Source organism: Erwinia sp. 009765445 (assembly GCF_058137865.1).
The window spans coordinates 114,038-134,967 of the sequence record NZ_JBYUWC010000001.1 but is presented as its reverse complement, the minus strand read 5'-3'; the positions used below and the strand labels follow the sequence as shown (position 1 = coordinate 134,967).

The window sequence follows — 20,930 nt, the reverse complement described above, 5'->3', positions numbered from 1 at the left end:
TCAATGGCTGCGCTGCTCAACTGGACGCGAGGGGATTCTGCCAGCTTATTTGAGCGGATCCAGGGGAAGGGCAGCAAGCCTTCCTCTGACAAACGGACGCATGCGCTTTTAAATTCAATTAAACAGCATCTTAACGAAGTGCTTAACTCACGTCCCGGTGCATGCCAGAGTGCGTTTAGCCTGGGAGTTATCGATCTGAATGACGCGACAGCAACAACCACTGATTTCAGGAAAAGCATTGAACAGGCTATCAAGGAGTGTATCGATAATTATGAGCCAAGGATTTCTCCCGTTGAAGTCCAGTCTTTAGCTAATGATAACGATCCACTGGTGTTAAGTTTTCATATCAGCGCTCAGGTTGATTTCGACAATATGGATGATATGGTCGAATTCAATATTCAGTTAGATAATAACCAGCGCTACTGCCTTAATCAGGATGCATAATGTCGTTCGAAAAGTATTTCAGGGATGAACTCGACTATTTGCGAAAATCTGGTCGTGAAGCTGCGGCCGAACGACCACATTTAGCCGCTTTTTTATCCGAGCAGGGTTCAGACCCGGATGTTGAAAGACTGCTGGAAGGTTTTGCGTTTCTGACTGGCAATCTGCGCGCGAAAATAGATGATCAGTTTCCCGAACTGACTCATGGTTTATTGACGATGCTATGGCCGAACTATCTCCGGCCTGTCCCCAGTATGACTATTATTGAATATACGCCAAATGACAGTGTGATAACGGAAGCGACGCTGATTGAGCGCGGCAAGCAGTTATTAAGCGTGGCTGTTAAGCCGGAGGCACAGAAAAATAATGAAACTTCTGCCGGGACGCAATGTATTTTTACCTTAAGCCGGGATGTCTGGTTGTTCCCGATGAGCATTGTCAATATTACCGTCAATAACAGTAACGAGCAGGGGATTCTAAGCCTGCATTTCAGAGCCGGTACCGATCTCAACCTGCAGGGCCTGAAGCTGGATAAGCTGCGGTTTTATCTTGGTGAGGATCAGTACTCCAGTACTCAGCTTTATTTCTGGATTAATCATTATTTTTCAACGGCTGAGATTGTTGTTAACGGGGTTACGTTGCCGATGCCGGATTTCGACTTTAATCCGGTGGGTTTTGAACGCGATGATGCACTGCTGCCTTACCCTAAAAATGCCTATATTGGCTATCGTATTCTGCAGGAGTATTTCTGTTTTTCTGAAGGCTTTCTGTTTTTTGATGTCAGTGGGGTTATCGATTTCCCTGCGCATCTGAATGCCAGGGAATTCACTATTAACCTTCATTTTTCCCGCTCACTCCCTGCCGATGTTAAAATCCGGCCGTCCACATTACGTCTCAACTGTGCGCCTGCGGTGAATCTGTTCCGGCACGACAGTGAAGCGATCGAGCTTGACGGTCGGAGAACGGAATATCCTCTGTGCGCCAGCTACACCGATCCGGACCGCTATGACATTTTCTCGGTGGATCGTGTCGACAGCTGGCTCAGTGAAGAGCAGACGCGCCAGGGACGTGCGCGGGGCGAGGAAAGAGTCTATGCCTCGTTCGAGAGCTTTCATCATCAGTTTGAAAATGCCCACGCGAGGAACACCCTTTATTACCGGTTACGGATCAGGAACGGGCTGTTCCGTAAAGGCTTCGAACATTTTATCTCCTTTGTCCGTGGCGATGAGTCAGCCCTGACGCTGGCGGAAGAAAATGTTTCGGTCAGCCTGACCTGCACTAACCGGGAATTACCCCTTTCTCTTCGCGTGGGGGATATCAGTCAGTTAACGAAAGACAGCCCTTCCTTTGCCACTTTTCGCAATATTACCCGACCTTCAGTGCCGCTCTATCCGGCACTGGATGGCAGCCTGCACTGGTCGCTGCTTTCTAATATGTCGCTGAACTATCTCTCCTTGCTGGATAAAGATGCGCTGAAGCAAATTTTGCAAACCTATGATTTCCCGGCCTTACACAATCGGCAGTCCGCCAGAGCATCGGAAAAAAAACTCGATGCGATCCAGCGTATTGAAACCCAACCTGTAGACAGGTTATTCCGCGGACTGCCGGTCAGGGGTTTACAAACCACTCTCTGGCTGGAGCAAACCGCTTTTGGCTCCGAGGGTGAGCTTTATCTCTTCAGCTCGGTACTGGCACGTTTCTTTGCTCTGTATGCCAGCGTAAACGCATTTCACCTTTTAAAAGTCATCAATCCCGACAATCAGGAATGTTACGAATGGCCGGTACAGATGGGGCAGCATGCATTGATGTAGAGGATGGTCAGGTGGCACCTAAAGAGCTGGTGCCGGATGTTTCACGATATCAATTTTTTCAGTTGGTTGAGCTACTCAATCAAATGGCGGTAGCGTGCCAGAATTCCGACGGTACGTCCGGATTAGCCAGGGAGGCCATCCGTTTCAAATCAACCGCCAGCCTGGCGTTCCCCTCCAGGGACGTTATTGCACTTCGGACTTCTGACAGCGGCCAGTTTGAACTGGAAGTCTCTTTTCTCGGGTTGCATGGTAGCCAGTCGCCACTGCCCGGTTATTACCTTGATTCGCTGGCCTGGGAAGATGCTCAGAATGAAAACCGTCTGACCGATTTCCTGAATGTCTTTAATCACCGGCTGATAACGCTGTTGCATCAAATCTGGCGTAAATATCGCTATTACATTTGTTTTGACGGTGCCGGTAATGATGTTTTCTCCCAGCGTATGTTCGCGCTGGTGGGATTAGGCAGCGAGGTTGTGCGGGACAAGTTGCAGATCAACCACTGCAAAATGCTGGCTTATGCCGGATTGCTGGCAAACCCTGGCAGGTCGCCTGAGGTGATTTGTAGCCTGGTTTCGCACTGTTTCAACTTACCTGATGTCACTCTGCATAACTGGCAGCTGCGTAAAGTCAAAATTGCGCCAGAGCAGCAGAACCGATTGGGCAGCAGAGCGAAGTATTCCGGCCGAAAATATCAGGAAAAAACGGTGCTGGGCGTGAATTTCTCCATCGGTTCGCAGGTTGCCGATCGCAGCGGCAAATTTTTACTGTGTATTAATCAGCTTACGCGGGAGCAATTTTTGTCATTTTTACCGGACGGCACCAACTATAAACCGCTGGTGATGTTTGTTGCTTTTATTATGCGCGATCAATTTGCATGGGATTTACGTCTGGGACTGGCAGAAAAGCAGGTTGAAGGCATGCTGCTGGGATCGCCAGAAAATACTCTTTTGGGTTGGACGAGCTTTCTCGGGCATCCGGAGCAAAAGGCATACGTCACCCTTAGCGTTATGGAATAACAAGGGAACCGGAACCATGGATAAACCTCAGCCCACGCTCTCTTTACGGGTAGTAAACAGCGATAAACTTGAAAGCGGTAAACAACCCTGCCGCTTGTTTAACGTCGACGGCGGAACCGTGGGCAGTAGCGGCAGCCATCACTGGTCAGTTCAGGATCAAAAAGGCAGCATAAGTCCTTCACTCTTTGCCATTGAATGGCGTGATGGTTCTTATTGTCTGCGTATATTAGAGGACTCCGTCACTGTCAATCACTCGTTATTGACAGTGAACTCTGCTCCGGTCCGCCTCCAGCAGGGGGATGAAATCGCGCTGGATCATCTGGTTATCCGCTGTCATCTCAATCGTTCAGCCCTGGAAGAAGTCGATCCGCTAACAGTCTCACCAGAGTCACTGGTTTCCAGCCACAGCAATCCACTGGATGCCATGATGGAAGCTGTGCCAGTGCAGCGATCTCACCATAGGCCGGAGGGCTATCTGGCCACCACCATTGCTGACAGTTTCAGCAACGATCCTTTACAGGCTCTGGAAACTGAAAGCCTGACGATGAGTGAATCGCTTGTCGCAACTTCTGCCGGTAAGCCTGCGCACCATGAGAGCTATTCCGTTCCGCTTTTTCCTTCCCCACTTTCTGATACTGCAAGGGACAGCACCATGGATCAGCCTTTTTTAGATTTGCCGCCAGCCAGTTTCTGCGCTGATGAAAAAGAGCCGACAGAGTTGGAAATGACGCAGCTTCATGTCGCGATCGCTCCGTTAATGCGTGGCGTTTCTGCCCAGCTGCCAATACGTAACAGTCTGGAAGCCAATGATTTGCTTGAAGAGATCGGCAAAACCTTAAAAGCGGCCCTCGAAGGTCTGTTGGCTTTACAGCGTAGCCAGCATGGTCTGCGGGATAAACATTTGCGGCCGATTGAAGACAATCCGCTGCGCCTGAATATGGATTATCACACCACGCTCAGCCTGCTGTTTGCCGATCAAAAAAGCCCGGTTCATCTTTCTGCCCCTGCGGCGGTTGCCGAGTGCCTGCATAACCTGCGGCTGCATCATCAGGCTAATCAGCAGGCTATTGCTCAGGCACTGGATACCATACTGGAAGCCTTTTCGCCGGATCGGCTGCTGACGCGGTTTGCGCAATATCTGCGCAGCAGTGAGCGTCAGTCAGGTGACGCAGCCTGGGCCTGGGAAATGTACAAAAACTACTATCAGGAACTCTCTTCAAGCCGCCAGCAAGGCTTCGAAAAATTGTTTGGTGAAGTGTATGAGCAGGCCTATGACCATGCGCTGCGGCAGGGGATGAAGGACAGTGAACAATGAGCAGCCGCAGAAGTCACCTGCTGATTGGCATGCTCTGTATGGTCTTCTCGCTGTCGGGTTGTTCAGTCTGGAAAGCCAGCAAAAAAATGGGGCAGGTGATGATGGATCCGGATATCCAGGTTGGACAGGCCTCCGATCAGCAATCAACGGTACGGCTGACACTGCTGGCCGATCCGGATATCAATCCTACTGAGGAAGGCGAAGCTGCCCCCATTGAAATTGCAGTTGTGTATCTGAGCGAAGACTCCAGATTACTGGCGGCTGATTATGACCAGCTCGAGAGTGAGAAGTTAGAAAAAACACTGGGTAAGAATTATATCGATCATCAGGATTACACCCTGTTACCCGACCAATATAAGCCGCTGTCGCCGATTGTACTTGAAGAGAAAAACCGTTATCTGGCGGTGATTGCCTGGTATGCCGATGCCAACAGAAGTGAATGGAAGAAGATCGTCAAAATCAAGGGGACTGGCTATCACTATGCCGTCCTGATCCACGTTAAATCCGGGGAAATAGACCTTAGGAAAGAGGAAGAGTAACCATGCCAACAAGGAACAGAGTGATCTGGCGCGAAGGTTTGTTCATCAAGCCGCAGCATTTCCAGCAGCAGCAAAGGCATAACGACTATCAACTGCATCGCCGGATTACCACGCTCCAGGATTACAGCTATGGCTTCAGCACGCTGGTCATTAATCAGGAGCTGTTGAAACTGGGACGAATAGGCCTGAGTTCGGCCAGTGGAACTCTGGCTGACGGAACGGTATTTGATATTCCCTTTCAGGATCGTGCACCCAGGCCTCTGGATGTTCTGAATTGCAATGATGCAGCCAGTCGGGAGATTTTTCTGGCCCTGCCGATGCAAACTGAGGCTGTTAATGAGATGGCTGATGCGCAGAGTCCTCTGGCGGGAACACTGCGATACTGCGAACAGGCTGATGACGTACGCGACTTGCATACCGATGGCGGAGATGTCAGCCAACTGCTGCTGGCACAGTTGGCGCCCCGGTTAATGCAGGGTTCTGAAGATCTCAGCGCCTGGACCGTACTGCCGCTCTGTCGCATCAAAGAAAAACGCCCCGACGGTTCATTAATCCTGGAGGAAGAGTTCATTCCAACCTGCACTGCAATCGGTGTGTCTGACCAGTTGAAGAGCTTTATGGACGAAGTGGAAGGCACGCTGGTGGAGCGGGCCCGGCTGCTGGCGAAGCGGATTGGTTCGCCGGGTCAACAGGGGATAGCCGACGTGGCAGAATTTATGATGCTGCAGGTATTTAACCGGGAACAGCCTGTGTACACCCATCTTGCTTATCAGGCGATTGTGCATCCCCGGGATTTTTATCGCCAGCTGGTGCAGACCTGCGGTGAGTTGCGTACTTTCACTGATGAGTCCCGTCTGGCGGGGATCTTCCCGGTGTATAACCATGACAATCTTACCGACAGTTTTCAGCCCCTGTTTTTGGCGATGCGACAGGCGTTGAGCACGGTTCTGACTCCCAGAGCGGTGTCGATTCAGTTGCATTTGCAGGCTCATGGCATTCGGGTGGCGACGATTAACGATCCCGACCTGTTGCGTAGTGCCGAATTCGTGCTGGCGGTCCGTGCGCAACTGCCTCAGGAACAGCTGCGTCGTCAGCTGGTACAGCAAATTAAAATCACTACCCTGGAGAAGATACGCGACCTTGTCAGCATCCAGTTACCAGGCGTACCGCTGGTTGCTCTTGCTGCCGCTCCACGTCAACTGCCTTACCACTCCGGTTATACCTATTTCAGACTGGATCGGCAAAGCCCAGCCTGGCAGGAAATCCAGCAAAGTAATGCCATCGCTTTCCACGTCTCGGGCGATTTTCCTGAACTGGATATGCAGTTCTGGGCGATCAGGAGCAGCTGATGAACAGAGAACTGAGTACCGACAGTCTGCTACCGGCAGAAGAACAAGTGGCTGACTACCGGCAATACCAGCTTCCGCTACGAGGCGAGAGCCTGAATGCGATGGTGGATGCTGCCACGCCATTACTAGGGATGGTGCTGCGTTTGAAGGATATGGAAAACCAGCCTTTGCCGGACCAGCTGTATCAACAGGTGGTGACAGACATTCGTGCTATTGAACAACTGTTGCAGACCAAAGGTTATGAGCCGGGCGCTATCGTCTCATTCCGTTATGTACTCTGTACATTCATTGATGAAACGGCTCTGGGGCATGGCTGGGATACGCAAAATGGCTGGGTGCAGCAATCCCTTTTGGTGCATTTTCATAATGAAACCTGGGGTGGAGAGAAAGTTTATGTCCTGCTGGAACGACTGATGGGAGAAGCCAGGCGCTACCAGGATTTGCTGGAATTTATTTATCTCTGTTTCTGCCTTGGCTATCGCGGCCGCTACAAAGTGACATTGCAACACAGTGATGAGTTCGGGCAACTGTTCCGGCGGTTGCACCATCAGTTACATCAGCTGCGGGGTGAAGCGCCAGCCACCGTATTGCACCAGAAACACGCTCAGTCAGGCGGCCGCTATTTACTGAAAAAACGCCTTAGCATCCGACAATTGCTGTGGAGCGGTTTCGCCCTGCTGGTGATGGTGTATCTGTTTTATGCCCTCCGTCTGCACAATCAGTCTCTCGATATTTTGCAGCAGCTAAACAATCTATTAAGCCAGGGAAGCTAAAAGATGATCCAGATTGACTTACCCGCGCTGGTAAATTGCCTCAATCCCATTGCGCGCCATGCGCTGGAATCGGCTGCGGCACGCTGTGTCAGCCAGCAGGAGGCTGAAATTACCGTCTCGCAGGTATTGCTGCAAATGAGCGCCACACCGTTGAGTGATGTCAGGTTGATTTTGAGCCAAAGCGGTGTGGAGGGGGAGGAACTGCGAGAATTACTCGATCAACGCATACCCAATCTGCAGCCTGTCACCCAGGCCTATCCCAGTTTTTCACCTTTACTGGTGGAGTGGTTGCAGGACAGCTGGCTGCTTGCTTCCACCGAGATGTCACACGATCGCCTGCGCAGCGGCGTCATGCTGCTCACTTTACTGTTAAGTCCTCTGCGCTACCTGACGCCAGCGGCAAGCCAGCTGCTCTCCGTGGTTAATCGCGAACTGCTGCGGCAGAATTTTGCAGACTGGACCGCAGCGTCAGCTGAAAATCCCCTGACAGAAAAGGGGACGGGGAAAACCGCGGTGACCAGCGGTGAAAATTTGCTGGCCCGCTATGCCAGCAATATGACTCTGCAGGCCCGTAGCGGAGGGCTGGATCCGGTTTTATGCCGTGATGAAGAGATCGACCTGATGATCGATATTCTCTGCCGTCGACGCAAAAATAATCCGATCGTGGTGGGTGAGGCTGGTGTAGGGAAAAGCGCGCTGATCGAAGGGCTGGCACTGCGCATCGTGGATAACCAGGTGCCGGAAAAACTGCGTGGCAGCGAGCTGATGACGCTGGATTTAGGTGCGTTGCAGGCTGGTGCGGCAGTGAAGGGTGAGTTTGAGAAACGCTTCAAGGCCATCATGGCGGAAATTACTGAGTCGCCGGTTCCCATTATTCTGTTTATTGATGAAGCGCATACGTTGATTGGTGCCGGAAATCAGCAGGGAGGACTGGATATTTCCAACCTGCTCAAACCTGCGCTGGCGCGGGGAGAGCTGAAAACGATTGCCGCCACAACCTGGAGTGAATACAAAAAGTATTTCGAGAAAGATGCCGCACTTTCACGTCGCTTCCAACGGGTAATGGTCTCTGAACCCAGCGTGAAAGAGGCGACGGTGATCCTGCGTGGGCTGCGTACTGTTTATGAGCAGGCGCACGGTGTGCTGATTGATGATGGGGCCTTGCAGGCCGCGGCCACTCTCAGCGGTCGTTATCTTTCCGGGCGCCAGCTACCGGACAAGGCGATTGATGTGCTGGATACGGCGGCGGCCAGGGTGGCCATCAATCTGAGCTCAGCTCCGCGCCAGATCTCTGCGCTAAAAACAGGACTGCATCAGCAGGCGATGGAAATTGAAATACTCGAACGGGAACAACGCCTTAATCTGAATCACCCGGACGAACGGCTGTCAGCATTGCGGCTGCAGCGCGCAGAGGCTGAACAGCAACTGGCCACGTTGCATGCCAGCTGGCAACAGCAGCAGCTACTGGTGCAGGAGATTGTGGCGCTACGTGCGATTTTACTGACTCAGGATGGAACGGCAACTGATGAGCAGGTGGCACGCCTGAGCAGGCTGGATGATGAGTTGCAGCAGTTGCAGCAGCACCAGACGCTGGTTTCTCCTCACGTCGACAAACAGCAGATAGCTGCAGTGATTGCCGAATGGACCGGCGTGCCGTTAAACCGTTTGAGCCAAAGTGAACTTGCCGTGGTGACTGAGCTGCCGTTTTTCCTTGAGCAGCAGATTAAAGGTCAGGAGACGGCAATCCGTTGTCTGCATCAACACATGCTGACTGCGCGAGCCGATTTACGGCGACCCGGGCGACCAATGGGTGCTTTTCTGCTGGTCGGGCCCAGCGGTGTGGGGAAAACGGAGACCGTTTTACAAATCGCCGAACTGTTATATGGCGGCCGCCAGTATCTCACGACCATCAATATGTCTGAGTTTCAGGAAAAACACACTGTCTCACGTCTGATCGGATCTCCGCCCGGCTATGTCGGATATGGTGAAGGAGGGGTGCTGACCGAGGCTATCCGCCAGAAACCGTACTCGGTAGTGCTGCTGGATGAGGTCGAAAAGGCCCATCCGGATGTGCTTAATCTTTTCTATCAGGCTTTTGATAAAGGTGAGTTGGCTGATGGTGAAGGCCGGATCATAGACTGCAAAAATATCGTGTTTTTCCTCACATCCAACCTCGGCTATCAGACGATTGTCGAACATGCCGGAGAGCCGGAACAGCTTACCGGGCTGCTTTATCCGGAGTTGGCCGCTTTCTTCAAACCTGCGCTACTGGCCCGGATGGAAGTGGTGCCTTATCTGCCGCTTAACAGAAAAACGCTGCAAACCATTATCTTCAGCAAACTCAAGCGGCTGGATGATCTCCTCAGCCAGCGCTTCAGCGCCGAAGTGGAGATAGCGCCGGAAGTGAATGAGGAAATCCTGCAGCGGGCCACCCGTGCTGAAAATGGCGCGCGGATGCTCGAATCGATTATCGATGGGGCACTATTACCGCCGGTTTCCTTACTGTTGCTGCAAAAAATAGCGGCGGGAAAAGCCGTCAGCCACATCCGGCTTGCGGTGGAAGGAAGCGCCTTTACCGCTCAGGTTGAGGAGACGCTATGCGGCAACGACTGAAAAGCATGCTGTCACTGCTGGAAAATGATTCTGTCGGGCAACTGGTCCTTGATTTTCTGGCGGTAAATCACCAGCGGCAACGGTTCAGTGCCCTGATCGTGGGGTTGTTCAATGCCAGTGAAGGGCATCTCGACTGCTTTCGGCAGCCCGATGCCAACCTGCCAGCCATTGAGAAGCTGAATGCCAATATCGAAGACAGCAATCATCCACTGGTGCAGGTGCTGCGTAAGGGCTTACCCGAATTGTGGATCTCCCTGTCTCAGGGAGTGCGCATTGAAGATGAGGCTTTTCGCGGGCTGGTTCAGGGACTGCCTGTTGACTGTGGTCTTTATGCTTTGCCGTTGTTCGATGTACAGGGTAGTGCCTGCGGCGTCATTGCCGTTTTTGCCGGTGATATCCAACGTTATGCGGATACGAAAGGCATGTTTGGCGTTTACTGCCAGGTCTTTCAGCATCGTCTCAATAAACTTCAGGAGCTGGATCACCTGCGGGCACAGCTAAGCCAAATTCGTTCGGTGATTGAAGCGCAACAGCAGCGAGAGAAGCAGCTGGATGAATTGCTGATGACGCTCAGCACCGCTGATGCCCGCGCAGCGCCGGGATTATCCCAGGATTACAGTAAAATTGAGGATCTGGGAGAGGCGATTGAGGACTTCGAATATGCTGTACTGCTCCAGCGTCAGCGCCTTTATGGTAACGACAAGAAACGCATCGCCGAAAGCCTGGGGATTTCGGTGCGAACCCTGCTATATCGTTTTGCGAAATACAGGTGCAGCCTATGAATATCTGGCTTGTCATTGGCACGCTGTTGCTTTCGCCGGGGGATTTTTCCTGGCTGAAGTCATTCACTGTACCACCGGCAAATGGGGAGCTGAATCAGCTGGCACGGGTCATGCTATGCCGTGCAGAGAATTCACCTCTGGTGCGGCTGGAATGCTACGACAACGCTCTGTTGCCGGATAGCGGAACCCGGCCGGAGTCGAGAGTTGCTGGTCCAGCCTGGCAAAGAGCGATGAATCAGGAGCAGGGACGTAATGATCACTCGACGATATTCCTGATTACTGCCGGAGAAGGACCGAACCCGGTGGTGGCGGTGACTACTCCTGCTCTGGGAGTGCCGCCGCCGCGACCGGTGTTGATGTTGAGCTGTATCGACAATATTACCCGCCTGCAGATTGCGCTGGCTGCTCCGCAGAAAGAGGGCGTTGTGACGTTAAGCGCAGATGAAGATCGGTTTAGCGTGCAGTGGTTCCTGCGTGAAAATGGTTATTTACTGGAGTCCAGCCGTGGACTGGCAGGAATTGACGAAATAAAGCGGTTGATACCCGCCAGAACGCTGGAAATTGAAGGGACGGGGAGTGGTTTTCCTCACCTGACATTTAACATTTCACAACTGGCGCAGGCATTAAAACCGCTGCGTGCCGCTTGCCACTGGTGAAGACAATGGATATCACTTCACAACATCCCTGGCAGTCACTGTTGCTGGCGCAATTAACGGCGGAACAAACCCGGCAGCCGCTGGCTGATAACGATCCACAATGGGAATATCTCGACGGTCAGATGGTCAAATTAGGTTCACTGACCCACGCCACGCTGGATATCCCCGATTTGCAGCAAAGAACGCTGAAGTTGCTGGCAGAGAAAAGTAAGGATGTTCGTTTGCTGACGCATCTGTTGCGTACTTTGCAACATGCGGGGAAGCCAGATGAACTACTCCTTGCCGTAGAGCTGCTGACCAGTTATATCCGGAACTTCTGGACTGACGCCTGGCCACAAAATCCATTGCAGAAACGGCGGTTTGCCCAACAAATCCTCAAACGTTTTGCTCTTGCCAGCGGCAGTTTTTCTCAGACAGCCAGTGATGAGCAGCGCGAGACTATGCAGGGATTGCTGGCGCATCTGGCTCAGGTCTGGCACAGCACCGAAGCTGAGCTGGCTAAAGAGGTGGACGGTTTGCGGAGTCGATATGCCGGGCAACCCGAGCCCGTGCTTGAGATTGCGACCGCCGGGGAAGCCAGCCTGCTGGTCAGCACTGTGCCAGGTTCAATTTCGGAGTCTGCTCCCCTGGCTGAACTGAAGCTTGATCATTCCAGCGATAAAGCCTGGCGGCAGACGCTGTTAAAAATGGCCGATCTGATTAGTGAGCAGCAACCTCAGGCTGCAATGGGTTTTCGCCTGCGTCGTTATGCCATCTGGGGGAGTTTAATCGCCCCTCCTGTGGCACAGGTCGATGGCCGAACGCCATTAGCAGCGGTCTCCGCAGACCGTACGGCAGAGTATCAGGCGAGGATGGCTACAGCTGACATGGCTTTGTGGCAGCAGGTGGAACAAAGCCTGACTCTGGCACCATATTGGTTTGACGGACATCTGCTTTCCGCGCAAATCGCCCTCAGGTTGGGTCATGAAAATATCGCCCGGGCAATCCGCGATGAACTCAACGATTTTTTAACGCGCTTACCGGCTTTGAAAAAGCTCTTTTTTAGCAATATGACGCCATTTCTTTCGGCTGAGTCCAGCGACTGGTTAAGACAGGAGACCAGGGGGCAGGGAAGCAGTAATACCATTGAACAGGATGAAATCAGGGAATGCTATCAACAGCAAGGACTGGAAGCCGCGTTGCAGCTGCTGGAGCGGCAATCCAGCCAATACCAACCCAGGGATCGTTTCTACCACCAACTGCAAAGTGCGCAACTGCTCGAAACAGCAGGTTTAACGACGCTGGCGCAGCAGCAATACCACAGCTTGTTACAGATCGCTCAGCAATTGCAGCTAAGCGCATGGGAACCCACGTTAACAGCACTGCTGGAAGAGAAGCGGCAGCTGCACAAACTGTGATCGCCAGGGAAGGGAACAGGAGCATTACCGCATGAAACTGCCGTCTTTTATTCGCTTTGCGAAACCCGCTATTCCACGCTTTAAGGCCTCTGTGCCGGTGATTATCGCGCTGCTCGCCTGCGCAGGTTTATTCTTGGTCTGGGTATACGGGCCGGGATGGCAGGTGCGGGACAGCCATCCGCTGGCGACATTAATCAGCCGCTGGCTGGTGACCGCTATTGTTGTGCTGCTGGCAATATGCTGGTTGACGCTGAAGGCGATCAGACGTGTACAACATCTGGAGCATCTGCAGCTACAGGCAAACTCAAAGGTTGAGGATCCGCTACTGGTGGACATCGAGCGGCAGGATCGCTATCTCGACGTCTGGCTTCAGCAGCTGCAAAAGCACCTTAACAGGACGGCGTATTTGTATTGCCTGCCCTGGTACATGCTGGTGGGGGCGGAGAAAAGCGGCAAAAGTACGCTGATCAAAGAAGGTGTGAAGCTCAGTGAGATTGCGGGGCCTGAACAGAGCTACAGGGAAGACGCAGCCGAAGTCCGTGTCCACTGCTGGTTGGGTGAGAAGGCGGTGATTATCGATCCTGCGGGCGAATTGATTGAGCAACCATTGTGCCCTGGTGCCGGTAAAGCCGCGCTTAACGGCCGGCTATGGCAGGGCTTGCTGGCATGGCTGGTTGAACATCGCCAGCGCCAGCCGCTTAACGGGCTGATCCTCACAGTTGATTTTCATCAGTTACTGACGGCGAATAAAATTCAGCGGGAAAATTATGTTTCCTGCATTCATCAGCGTTTACAGGATGTGCGGCTGACCCTGCACAGTCAGTTGCCGTTATATGTCGTGTTGACGAAGCTGGATTTGCTGTATGGATTCGGTGCGATGTATCAGACGCTGGATAAAACGCAGCGTGAGGAGATTTTAGGGGTGACTTTCAGCCCCGGCGTGGCAGACGGCTGGCGTCAGGAGTTACAGCAGTTCTGGCAGCAATGGATCGCGCAGCTGAACGGTGCAATGCCGGATATGATGCTCAGTAGCGTTGAAGCTGGACAGCGCAGCCAGCTGTTTAGTTTCACCCGTCAGATGCAGGGAGCACAGGATTACGTGGTTCAGTTGCTGGAGGGGATCCTGTATAGCGGTGAGCACGTGCAGCCATTATTGCGCGGGGTTTATCTTACCTCATCACAACAGAGCGGTCAGATGGATGATGTTTTTACCCAGTCAGCCGCCGTGCAATATCACCTTGCGCCGCAGGCGTTCCCCACCTGGCCTGCCGCACAAATGACCCCTTATTTTACCCGGGACCTGTTTAATCAGGTCCTGCTGGCCGAGCCGAATCTGGCGAGTGAAAATACAGTCTGGCAGGCTGTTGCCCTCAGGCGGATGAACATTATTGCTGGCGCGGGCGGCCTGGTTGCGTTGATGCTATGGAGCTGCTGGCATTATTACTATCAGATTAACTTTCGTGCCGGAGAAGAGGTCCTCACGCAGGCTAAAACGTTCCTTGCCATTCCGATCCCGGACGGTGATGACCGCTATGGAAATCTGCAGCTGCCTTTGCTGAATCCTATCCGTGACGCCACGCTGGCATACGGTAATTATCATGACAAAAATATCTTTTTTGCTGATATGGGGTTGTATCAGGGCAATAATATCGGCCCCTATGTTGAGGGCACTTACCTGCAGTTGTTGCAGCAACGTTTTGTTCCAACGTTAATGAGCGGTTTGCTGCAACAGTTGAATGCGGCACCGGCAGGCAGTGAGGATAAGCTCGAAATTCTGCGGGTGATGCGAATGCTGGAAGATGGCAGCGGCCGCAATATCGCGCTGGTTGAGCAATATATGAGGGATCGCTGGAGCCAGCAATTTACCGGGCAACGAGAACTGCAGCAGCAGCTGATGAGCCACCTCGACTATGCACTCAACCATACAGACTGGCATGCCGCCCGTGAAAGAGGCGATCAATTTGCTATCAGAAGTTTTGTGCCTTATCTCCAGCCAATACAGAGCGCGCAGCGTGAGTTAAGTAAACTGTCTATTTATCAGCGGGTCTATCAGAACCTGCGAATTAAGGCGCAGGATGTGTTGCCACCGTCTCTGAACCTGCGCGATCAGATTGGCGCCAGCTTTGATGAGGTATTTATCTCCGGTAACGATCGGCTGCTGACCATCCCGCAGTTACTGACGGTAAATGGTTTAAAAAATTACTTCGCGAAACAGAACGATCAGTTGGTAGATCTGACGGTCATGGACAGTTGGGTACTCAATCTCACCAGCAATGTCGAATATAGCGAGGCAGACCGAAAAGAAATTCAGCGCAAGGTAACTGAATTGTATCTCGGCGACTATACCGCCACCTGGCGGGCAGCGATGAATAATCTTTCAGTCAGTGAACTAAACGATCTGCCGCAGGCGATCGGGGCCATCGAGCAGGTGATTAGCGGTGAGCAACCCTTCCGCCGGGCGTTACAGACATTGAGTGATAACACTCTGGTCCCGGCTTTGCCTGAGGCACTGGCAGGCAAACAGCTTCAGGAGGCAGTGCAGAAGCCAGATTACCAGTTGCTGGCTCGTATCCATCGTGAATTTGCGCCGGAAACATCTGTGTTGGTGGAAAACGGTGATAAAGGCAGCATTATCCAGAGTGTCTATCAAAAACTGACCGCGCTACACCGCTATCTGTTAGCGATTCAGAATTCGCCAGTACCCGGCAAAGCGGCGATGAAGGCGGTTCATTTACGCCTTGATCAGAATAACAGCGACCCGATTTTTGAAGTTCAGCAGCAGGCAAAAAATCTGCCAGAACCGCTGAATCGCTGGGTGGGGGAACTGGCTGAACAGGCCTGGCGTGTGGTGATGATGGAGGCTATTCAGTCGCTGGAGGTGGAGTGGAATGATACGGTGTTCAGGCAGTACCAAACCTATCTGGCTGGACGTTATCCCTTTGATCCGAAAGCTAAACAGGATGTACCGCTGAGCGAATTCGAACGATTCTTCGGTCCTGAGGGAACGCTCGCCACCTTCTACAAGCAAAACCTCAGACCATTCGTGGAAAATAATCTCAGCAGTGGTAACGACGGGCAATTGTTGATTCGCCCGGATGTGTTGCAGCAGCTGACGCTGGCCCGGAAGATCCGTGACACGTTCTTCTCCGGGCAAAACGGACTGGGAACCCAGTTCGCCATAGAACCGGTTACGCTGAGTGGCAACAAACGTCGTAGCGTGCTGAACCTGGACGGCCAGTTGCTGGATTATGCACATGGTCGCAGTAGCGTGGTGCATCTGGTCTGGCCAAATTCGATGCGTACGGGAGTGGAAAGTAAAGTGACGCTGATCCCGGACGAAAGCAACAAATCACCGCGTTCGATCAGCTTCACCGGTCCCTGGGCTCAGCTGCGTCTGATTAACGCCGGTGAGCTGACCAACGTGGGAACAAACTCATTCGATGTCCGTTTCAAAGTTGAGGGTGGGGAGATGACCTATCGCATCCATGTGGACGAGTCTGATAACCCCTTTGCCGGTGGGTTGTTCAGTCAATTTTCTCTGCCGGAGACGTTGTATTAATTCCAGTAACGGCTGAACCGGATATATTTCTGGTTAATGGATATTAGCACTGCGTGAATTATCAGATGGGTAATAAGGAAAGTCCCGTTTGGATAAATCTTTACGGGCACATTCTGTTTGCTGTTATCAATTTCAAGTGCAAGGAGAATAGCATGTCAAATGTCATATATTTAACAGTAAAAGGAAAAAGTCAGGGGCTGATATCCTCCGGTTGCTCAACTTATGATTCTGTTGGGAATAAATATCAGTCAGGGCATGAAAATGAGATATTGGTTTACTCTTTTGAACATGACCTGACTCGCGAACAAAATGTTAGTCATCATCCCGTAAAGTTTATAAAAGCTATTGATAAATCTTCACCTTTGTTTGGTATGGCTATATCAAACAACGAGCTATTAGAATGTAATTTTGATTTTTACAGAACCGCGCGTGATGGGGGGCTTGAAAAATATTACAGCATTGAACTTACCGACGCGGTCATTAACAATGTTGCCAGTGTTTATCCAAATTCACTCACCCATAATGAACAACAGCCTTATGAGACTGTCTCGGTAAAATACAAAAGCATCACCTGGAAACATCATGTTGCCGGAACATCAGGCTACAGTATCTGGGATGAAAGAATTTATTAATTCGGAACTTGAATAAGCGGTAGTTATTATCGGGAGGGTCTTAAGGATGAGCACATATGAATAAAATCTCACAACATATCATCATCAAAACGGGTCAGGACCCCCGTGACTGCCCTGAATTCAATGCAATTCGTGAAGAAATTAATAAAATTAACCATCCTTCGCGGCCAGAAGTGAACTGGAGTCGGATTGAAACACTGGCCATACAATTATTCGCGTCCAATGGTGTGGATCTGCAAACCGCAGTCTATTACACCCTGGCACGTACCCATAAGGATGGGCAGGCAGGTTTCACCGAAGGGTGCGAGCTGCTGGCTGGCATGGTAGTCAGCCAGTGGGAGCAGCTTTGGCCGCAACAACAGGCTGCACGTACAGAGATCCTGCAGTGGTTCAATAACCGGGTAAGCACACAGTTACGTCAGCACCCTTCCGGAAGGGATGATTTGCGGCTGGTGTATCGCGCAGAGCGGGCGCTACAGCTACTTTGCGATAAGTTGCAGCAGGTTGAGCTTAAACGTGTTCCGCGCATCGAAAACCTGCTTTGCCTGATGCAGAACACGGTAAAACGGCTGGAAGCGGAAAGGACGCTTTCGCCTGTAAAGACTGCAACGCCGTTGATCCCCTCAATGGTGTATTTAGCGACTCCAGCACCGGAATCTGAAGATCTTTCTTCTCCCGAAGCCGGATATGAAGCGTCACAATCGCCGCCACTTCACGTCGCGCAGGTTGCGAGTGCCCCAGTGGTCGGGCGCTTTGCCACTCTCTGGGGGCTTGGCTACGGCGTTCTCTGTAGCTTGCTGATTGCATTGAGCGTTTATGTATTTCAAATCAGACCATTACAACAGCAGCTGCTGTCGATGTCTTCGCTGCCTGAAGGGGCTGCGATGCTGTGGCTTAACAATCCGCAGGTGGCTACCTATGGTCAGCAACTCAATAACCTGGAAAAGATATCCCCTCTGGCTGGATTAAAGATGGCGGATACCAGCGTGGAAACAGCCCGGCGTCTTTGGCCGACAGATCCGATACAGATTGCGGAAAGTCAGCGCTGGGAGCGTCTGTTGCAAGCCCGTAACGGCAAGGTTATTGCCGACAGCAGCTATTTCCGTCTGCAGCAGCAACTCCAGGCCCTGTCGGAAAAATTACTGGAACAGGAGAAGGCGCGCGGCAGCCTGACTATTTCGTGGCTAAAGACAGCAGTTTATCAGATGCAGACCGGACTAAATCGTGAAGTTCCACTGGAAGAGTTGCTGCGCCAGCTGTCAGTTGCAACCGAACAGCGGCAGCCAGCTTCACCCCTGCTGATCGGGCAGATAGAGGACCGTTGGAATGCATTACTCAGCCGTTATCACCAATTAACCAGGCAGGACCAGACTGCTCGTTAACGTCCAGGAAGGAGAAAAATATGTTTACTGACGATAAAAAAGCCAGCGATCAAGCTGGCTCAGCACCGAAGAATATTATGTCTTCTGCTAAATCTTCAGAGATGGGTGGCGGGCAAATAGCTGCTCTGGCAACCAGTCAGGCCGCCGCTAAGCACCGGGGCTTAAAATTCACGCTTACTTCGTCCGGTGTTTCGCCGGAGACATTCGTAGTGGTGGACTTTGCGCTGACGGAAACACTCTCTTCACCATTTGAGTTAAGTGTTGGACTGGCCAGCGCAGATCCGGCCGTCGATTTTGCGGCAGTATTGGATAAAGATGCGACCTTATATATCTGGCGGGATTGTGTGCTGCAACGCAATATCACCGGCATGGTCTCCAGTTTTGAACAGGGAGATACCGGTTTTCATCAAACCCGCTACAGCATGGTGATCCGTCCGGCGCTCTGGCGTACCACACTGCGGCGCAATTCGCGCATCTTCCAGCAGGAGTCTGTTGAAAGCATTATCACCACCTTGCTGAAAGAAAATGGTATTAATGATTTCGCCTTCGGATTTCGTAATCCACATCCTGCGCGTGAATTTTGCGTGCAATATCAGGAGTCGGATTTTGATTTTATTCAGCGGCTGACGGCTGAGGAAGGCATCTTTTATTACTTCGAATTCACTATGGGCAAGAACACCATTGTCTATGCCGATGATGTGGGTTCGCTGCCGAAAGGGGCCACATTACCCTATAACCCGAATGTCGCCGCTCAGGCGCAGGAGTTGTGTGTAACCACTTTCACCCGCAGCGCACAGGTGCGGACAGCATCAGTACAGCTGAAAGATTACACCTTTAAAAATCCCAACTGGCAGGCCGCCTTCAGCAAACAATCCGGGGAATTACAAAATCAGCGTGCTGACTATGAGCACTTTGATTTTCCGGGCCGTTTTAAAGATGAACAGCACGGACAGGATTTCACCCGTTACCGGCTGGAAGCTCTGCGCAATGACGCCAATCTTGGTCAGGGACAGAGTAATGACTTTACTCTGCAACCTGGAGTGTTATTCCGTCTGAGCAACCATCCCAGAAACGATCTGAACCACCTCTGGCAGGTCATGAGTGTGGAGCACAGCGGTAAGCAGCCTCAGGCGCTTGAGCAGGAATCTGGCGAGCAGGGAACGGTGCTATACAACCACTTCACCTTTATTCCGCCTAATCAAACCTGGCGTCCTGCGCCGATGAACAAACCGGCAATGGATGGCCCGCAGATTGCCATGGTGGTGGGACCGCCAGGAGAAGAAATCTACTGTGACGAGTTCGGCCGCATCCGACTGCAGTTCCTGTGGGATCGCTACGGGCAGAGCAACGATAACAGCTCATGCTGGATCCGCGTAACACAGCCCTGGGCCGGCCAGGGTTGGGGAATGCTGGCTATTCCACGCATCGGTCAGGAAGTGGTGGTGGATTTCCTTCATGGCGATCCCGATCAGCCTATTGTTACCGGCCGGACTTATCATGCGAATAATATTCCGCCGGGGTCACTGCCGGGAAGTAAAACCCAGATGGCGTTGCAATCAAAAACACATAAAGGCGATGGTTATAACGAATTGAAATTCGAGGACGCAAAAGGTAAAGAAGAGTTATCGATGCATGCTCAAAAAGATATGAATACTAAAGTCAATAACGATCGAGGAACGAATGTTGGCAATAATCACAGTGAAAATGTAGGAAATGATCAAACTCAGTCAATAGGTAACGACCAGATAATTTCCGTTGCCAACGATCAAAAACAGACCATTAGTAATAACCAGCTTGAGAAAATTGGCAATGATCAGACGCTGGAAGTAACAAACGACCGGTTAGTGACCGTGTCAAAAAATCACTATGAAAGGGTTAAAGAAGATCAGACGGTTGAGATAAGTAAGAACCAGACAGTCACAGTTAAAGAAGACCAATCGACCACCATTAAGGGCGGTCAGATAACAGATATAACAAAGTTCCGGCAGACGACAGTTAAGGACAGTGATGTACTGACAGTAACAAATGATATTCAAATTATCTCAGAATCCGGCAATGTCGTCATCTCAACTGGAGGTGGTGCTTCAATTACTCTGTGTTCAGGTGGTGAGGTGATAATCAAAGGTAAGGCAATTCAGGTAGAAAGTGCAGCGCAAGTTTTTGTTAAAGGCGAGCCTATTCAGTTAAATGAATGAGATACGGGGTTATTAATCATGAAAATGTATCACACAGAAGAAGGGAGTTTTGAAATCTCTGAAAGTTTCCATGACAGAACCGTTAACTGTTTTGTTCTTGGAGAAACTGGTAGAAGTCAGTTTAATCTCAGTATTTCACGTGATATTCCTTTGCAAGGTGAGCAGGTCGGTGATTACGTTGAGAGGCAGTTAAAAATTTTAAAAAAAAATATTAACAAATATAAATTGATACAAAAGAAAGAAAGCCAGTTAGGTGGGAAATATGATGGGGTTGAAATCTACGGCACATGGAAGGAAAAGAAACAGAACATCTTTCAGCGTCAGGCCGCATTTTTAATCACGCAAAATAAGATTTTGATATTTAGCGCAACATCGGAGAAGGACTTTGCTGAACGGGAATTCAATTACTGGCAGAAGTGGTTGAACAGTTTTCGCTGAAAGCGGTGTCCATGGCAATGACAGATTTTAAG

The 20,930-nt window shown here is 51.3% G+C and carries 16 protein-coding genes; all 16 read left to right on the top strand.

Features of this window, described 5'->3' with window-relative positions:
- Positions 1 to 3: 3 nt before the first annotated feature.
- The 16 genes from tssE to AC3Y5R_RS00495 all read left to right on the top strand — a co-directional run bounded on the left by tssE (position 4) and on the right by AC3Y5R_RS00495 (position 20,898).
- The gene (gene tssE / locus AC3Y5R_RS00570) at positions 4 to 444 is read left to right on the top strand and encodes a type VI secretion system baseplate subunit TssE (RefSeq protein ID WP_489919692.1); all 441 of its coding nucleotides are present in this window, start codon (positions 4 to 6) and stop codon (positions 442 to 444) included.
- Positions 444 to 2,252, top strand: a complete 1,809-nt coding sequence (gene tssF, locus AC3Y5R_RS00565; protein ID WP_489919691.1) for a type VI secretion system baseplate subunit TssF — start codon at positions 444 to 446, stop codon at positions 2,250 to 2,252. Before tssE ends, tssF begins: the two co-directional genes overlap by 1 nt.
- Entirely contained in the window at positions 2,216 to 3,268 is a 1,053-nt protein-coding gene (gene tssG / locus AC3Y5R_RS00560; RefSeq protein ID WP_489919690.1) for a type VI secretion system baseplate subunit TssG, read from the top strand. The genes tssF and tssG overlap by 37 nt, the downstream gene beginning before the upstream one ends.
- A gap of 16 nt (positions 3,269 to 3,284) precedes the next feature.
- The gene (gene tagH, locus AC3Y5R_RS00555; RefSeq protein ID WP_489919689.1) at positions 3,285 to 4,583 is read left to right on the top strand and encodes a type VI secretion system-associated FHA domain protein TagH; all 1,299 of its coding nucleotides are present in this window, start codon (positions 3,285 to 3,287) and stop codon (positions 4,581 to 4,583) included.
- Positions 4,580 to 5,122 (top strand): type VI secretion system lipoprotein TssJ, encoded by a 543-nt coding sequence (tssJ, locus tag AC3Y5R_RS00550; protein WP_489919688.1) that lies wholly within the window; start codon positions 4,580 to 4,582, stop codon positions 5,120 to 5,122. Before tagH ends, tssJ begins: the two co-directional genes overlap by 4 nt.
- A gap of 2 nt (positions 5,123 to 5,124) precedes the next feature.
- Positions 5,125 to 6,471 (top strand): type VI secretion system baseplate subunit TssK, encoded by a 1,347-nt coding sequence (gene tssK, locus AC3Y5R_RS00545; RefSeq protein WP_489919687.1) that lies wholly within the window; start codon positions 5,125 to 5,127, stop codon positions 6,469 to 6,471.
- On the top strand, positions 6,471 to 7,244 hold the full coding sequence (icmH, locus tag AC3Y5R_RS00540) for a type IVB secretion system protein IcmH/DotU (RefSeq protein WP_489919686.1): 774 nt from the start codon (positions 6,471 to 6,473) through the stop codon (positions 7,242 to 7,244). The genes tssK and icmH overlap by 1 nt, the downstream gene beginning before the upstream one ends.
- Positions 7,245 to 7,247: 3 nt before the next feature.
- The gene (tssH, locus tag AC3Y5R_RS00535; RefSeq protein ID WP_489919685.1) at positions 7,248 to 9,857 is read left to right on the top strand and encodes a type VI secretion system ATPase TssH; all 2,610 of its coding nucleotides are present in this window, start codon (positions 7,248 to 7,250) and stop codon (positions 9,855 to 9,857) included.
- The gene (locus AC3Y5R_RS00530; protein WP_489919684.1) at positions 9,842 to 10,639 is read left to right on the top strand and encodes a Fis family transcriptional regulator; all 798 of its coding nucleotides are present in this window, start codon (positions 9,842 to 9,844) and stop codon (positions 10,637 to 10,639) included. The genes tssH and AC3Y5R_RS00530 overlap by 16 nt, the downstream gene beginning before the upstream one ends.
- On the top strand, positions 10,636 to 11,295 hold the full coding sequence (vasI, locus tag AC3Y5R_RS00525) for a type VI secretion system-associated protein VasI (RefSeq protein ID WP_489919683.1): 660 nt from the start codon (positions 10,636 to 10,638) through the stop codon (positions 11,293 to 11,295). The genes AC3Y5R_RS00530 and vasI overlap by 4 nt, the downstream gene beginning before the upstream one ends.
- Before the next feature lie 5 nt (positions 11,296 to 11,300).
- Positions 11,301 to 12,692 (top strand): type VI secretion system protein TssA, encoded by a 1,392-nt coding sequence (gene tssA / locus AC3Y5R_RS00520; protein WP_489919682.1) that lies wholly within the window; start codon positions 11,301 to 11,303, stop codon positions 12,690 to 12,692.
- Positions 12,693 to 12,723: 31 nt separating this feature from the next.
- Positions 12,724 to 16,251 carry a type VI secretion system membrane subunit TssM gene (gene tssM, locus AC3Y5R_RS00515; RefSeq protein ID WP_489919681.1) on the top strand — a complete coding sequence of 1,176 codons (3,528 nt, stop codon included), beginning with the start codon at positions 12,724 to 12,726 and terminating at the stop codon, positions 16,249 to 16,251.
- A gap of 152 nt (positions 16,252 to 16,403) precedes the next feature.
- A complete protein-coding gene (locus AC3Y5R_RS00510; protein ID WP_489919680.1) occupies positions 16,404 to 16,883 on the top strand; it encodes an Hcp family type VI secretion system effector in 480 nt (159 codons plus the stop codon).
- A 56-nt stretch (positions 16,884 to 16,939) separates the two neighbouring features.
- Complete coding sequence (locus AC3Y5R_RS00505) at positions 16,940 to 18,265, top strand: VasL domain-containing protein (protein ID WP_489919679.1); 1,326 nt, start codon at positions 16,940 to 16,942, stop codon at positions 18,263 to 18,265.
- Between the two features lie 101 nt (positions 18,266 to 18,366).
- Positions 18,367 to 20,460: a type VI secretion system Vgr family protein gene (locus AC3Y5R_RS00500; protein WP_489919916.1), complete on the top strand. Its 2,094-nt coding sequence runs from the start codon at positions 18,367 to 18,369 to the stop codon at positions 20,458 to 20,460.
- 18 nt (positions 20,461 to 20,478) lie between these two features.
- Positions 20,479 to 20,898: a DcrB-related protein gene (locus AC3Y5R_RS00495; RefSeq protein ID WP_489919678.1), complete on the top strand. Its 420-nt coding sequence runs from the start codon at positions 20,479 to 20,481 to the stop codon at positions 20,896 to 20,898.
- The last annotated feature ends 32 nt before the right edge of the window (positions 20,899 to 20,930 follow it).

Bases quoted from the DNA above. Each gene is read 5' to 3' on its own strand.
- tssE (WP_489919692.1), top strand. From the start codon at position 4: ATGGCTGCGCTGCTCAACTGGACGCGAGGGGATTCTGCCAGCTTATTT.
- tssF (WP_489919691.1), top strand. From the start codon at position 444: ATGTCGTTCGAAAAGTATTTCAGGGATGAACTCGACTATTTGCGAAAA.
- tssG (WP_489919690.1), top strand. From the start codon at position 2,216: ATGGCCGGTACAGATGGGGCAGCATGCATTGATGTAGAGGATGGTCAG.
- tagH (WP_489919689.1), top strand. From the start codon at position 3,285: ATGGATAAACCTCAGCCCACGCTCTCTTTACGGGTAGTAAACAGCGAT.
- tssJ (WP_489919688.1), top strand. From the start codon at position 4,580: ATGAGCAGCCGCAGAAGTCACCTGCTGATTGGCATGCTCTGTATGGTC.
- tssK (WP_489919687.1), top strand. From the start codon at position 5,125: ATGCCAACAAGGAACAGAGTGATCTGGCGCGAAGGTTTGTTCATCAAG.
- icmH (WP_489919686.1), top strand. From the start codon at position 6,471: ATGAACAGAGAACTGAGTACCGACAGTCTGCTACCGGCAGAAGAACAA.
- tssH (WP_489919685.1), top strand. From the start codon at position 7,248: ATGATCCAGATTGACTTACCCGCGCTGGTAAATTGCCTCAATCCCATT.
- AC3Y5R_RS00530 (WP_489919684.1), top strand. From the start codon at position 9,842: ATGCGGCAACGACTGAAAAGCATGCTGTCACTGCTGGAAAATGATTCT.
- vasI (WP_489919683.1), top strand. From the start codon at position 10,636: ATGAATATCTGGCTTGTCATTGGCACGCTGTTGCTTTCGCCGGGGGAT.
- tssA (WP_489919682.1), top strand. From the start codon at position 11,301: ATGGATATCACTTCACAACATCCCTGGCAGTCACTGTTGCTGGCGCAA.
- tssM (WP_489919681.1), top strand. From the start codon at position 12,724: ATGAAACTGCCGTCTTTTATTCGCTTTGCGAAACCCGCTATTCCACGC.
- AC3Y5R_RS00510 (WP_489919680.1), top strand. From the start codon at position 16,404: ATGTCAAATGTCATATATTTAACAGTAAAAGGAAAAAGTCAGGGGCTG.
- AC3Y5R_RS00505 (WP_489919679.1), top strand. From the start codon at position 16,940: ATGAATAAAATCTCACAACATATCATCATCAAAACGGGTCAGGACCCC.
- AC3Y5R_RS00500 (WP_489919916.1), top strand. From the start codon at position 18,367: ATGGGTGGCGGGCAAATAGCTGCTCTGGCAACCAGTCAGGCCGCCGCT.
- AC3Y5R_RS00495 (WP_489919678.1), top strand. From the start codon at position 20,479: ATGAAAATGTATCACACAGAAGAAGGGAGTTTTGAAATCTCTGAAAGT.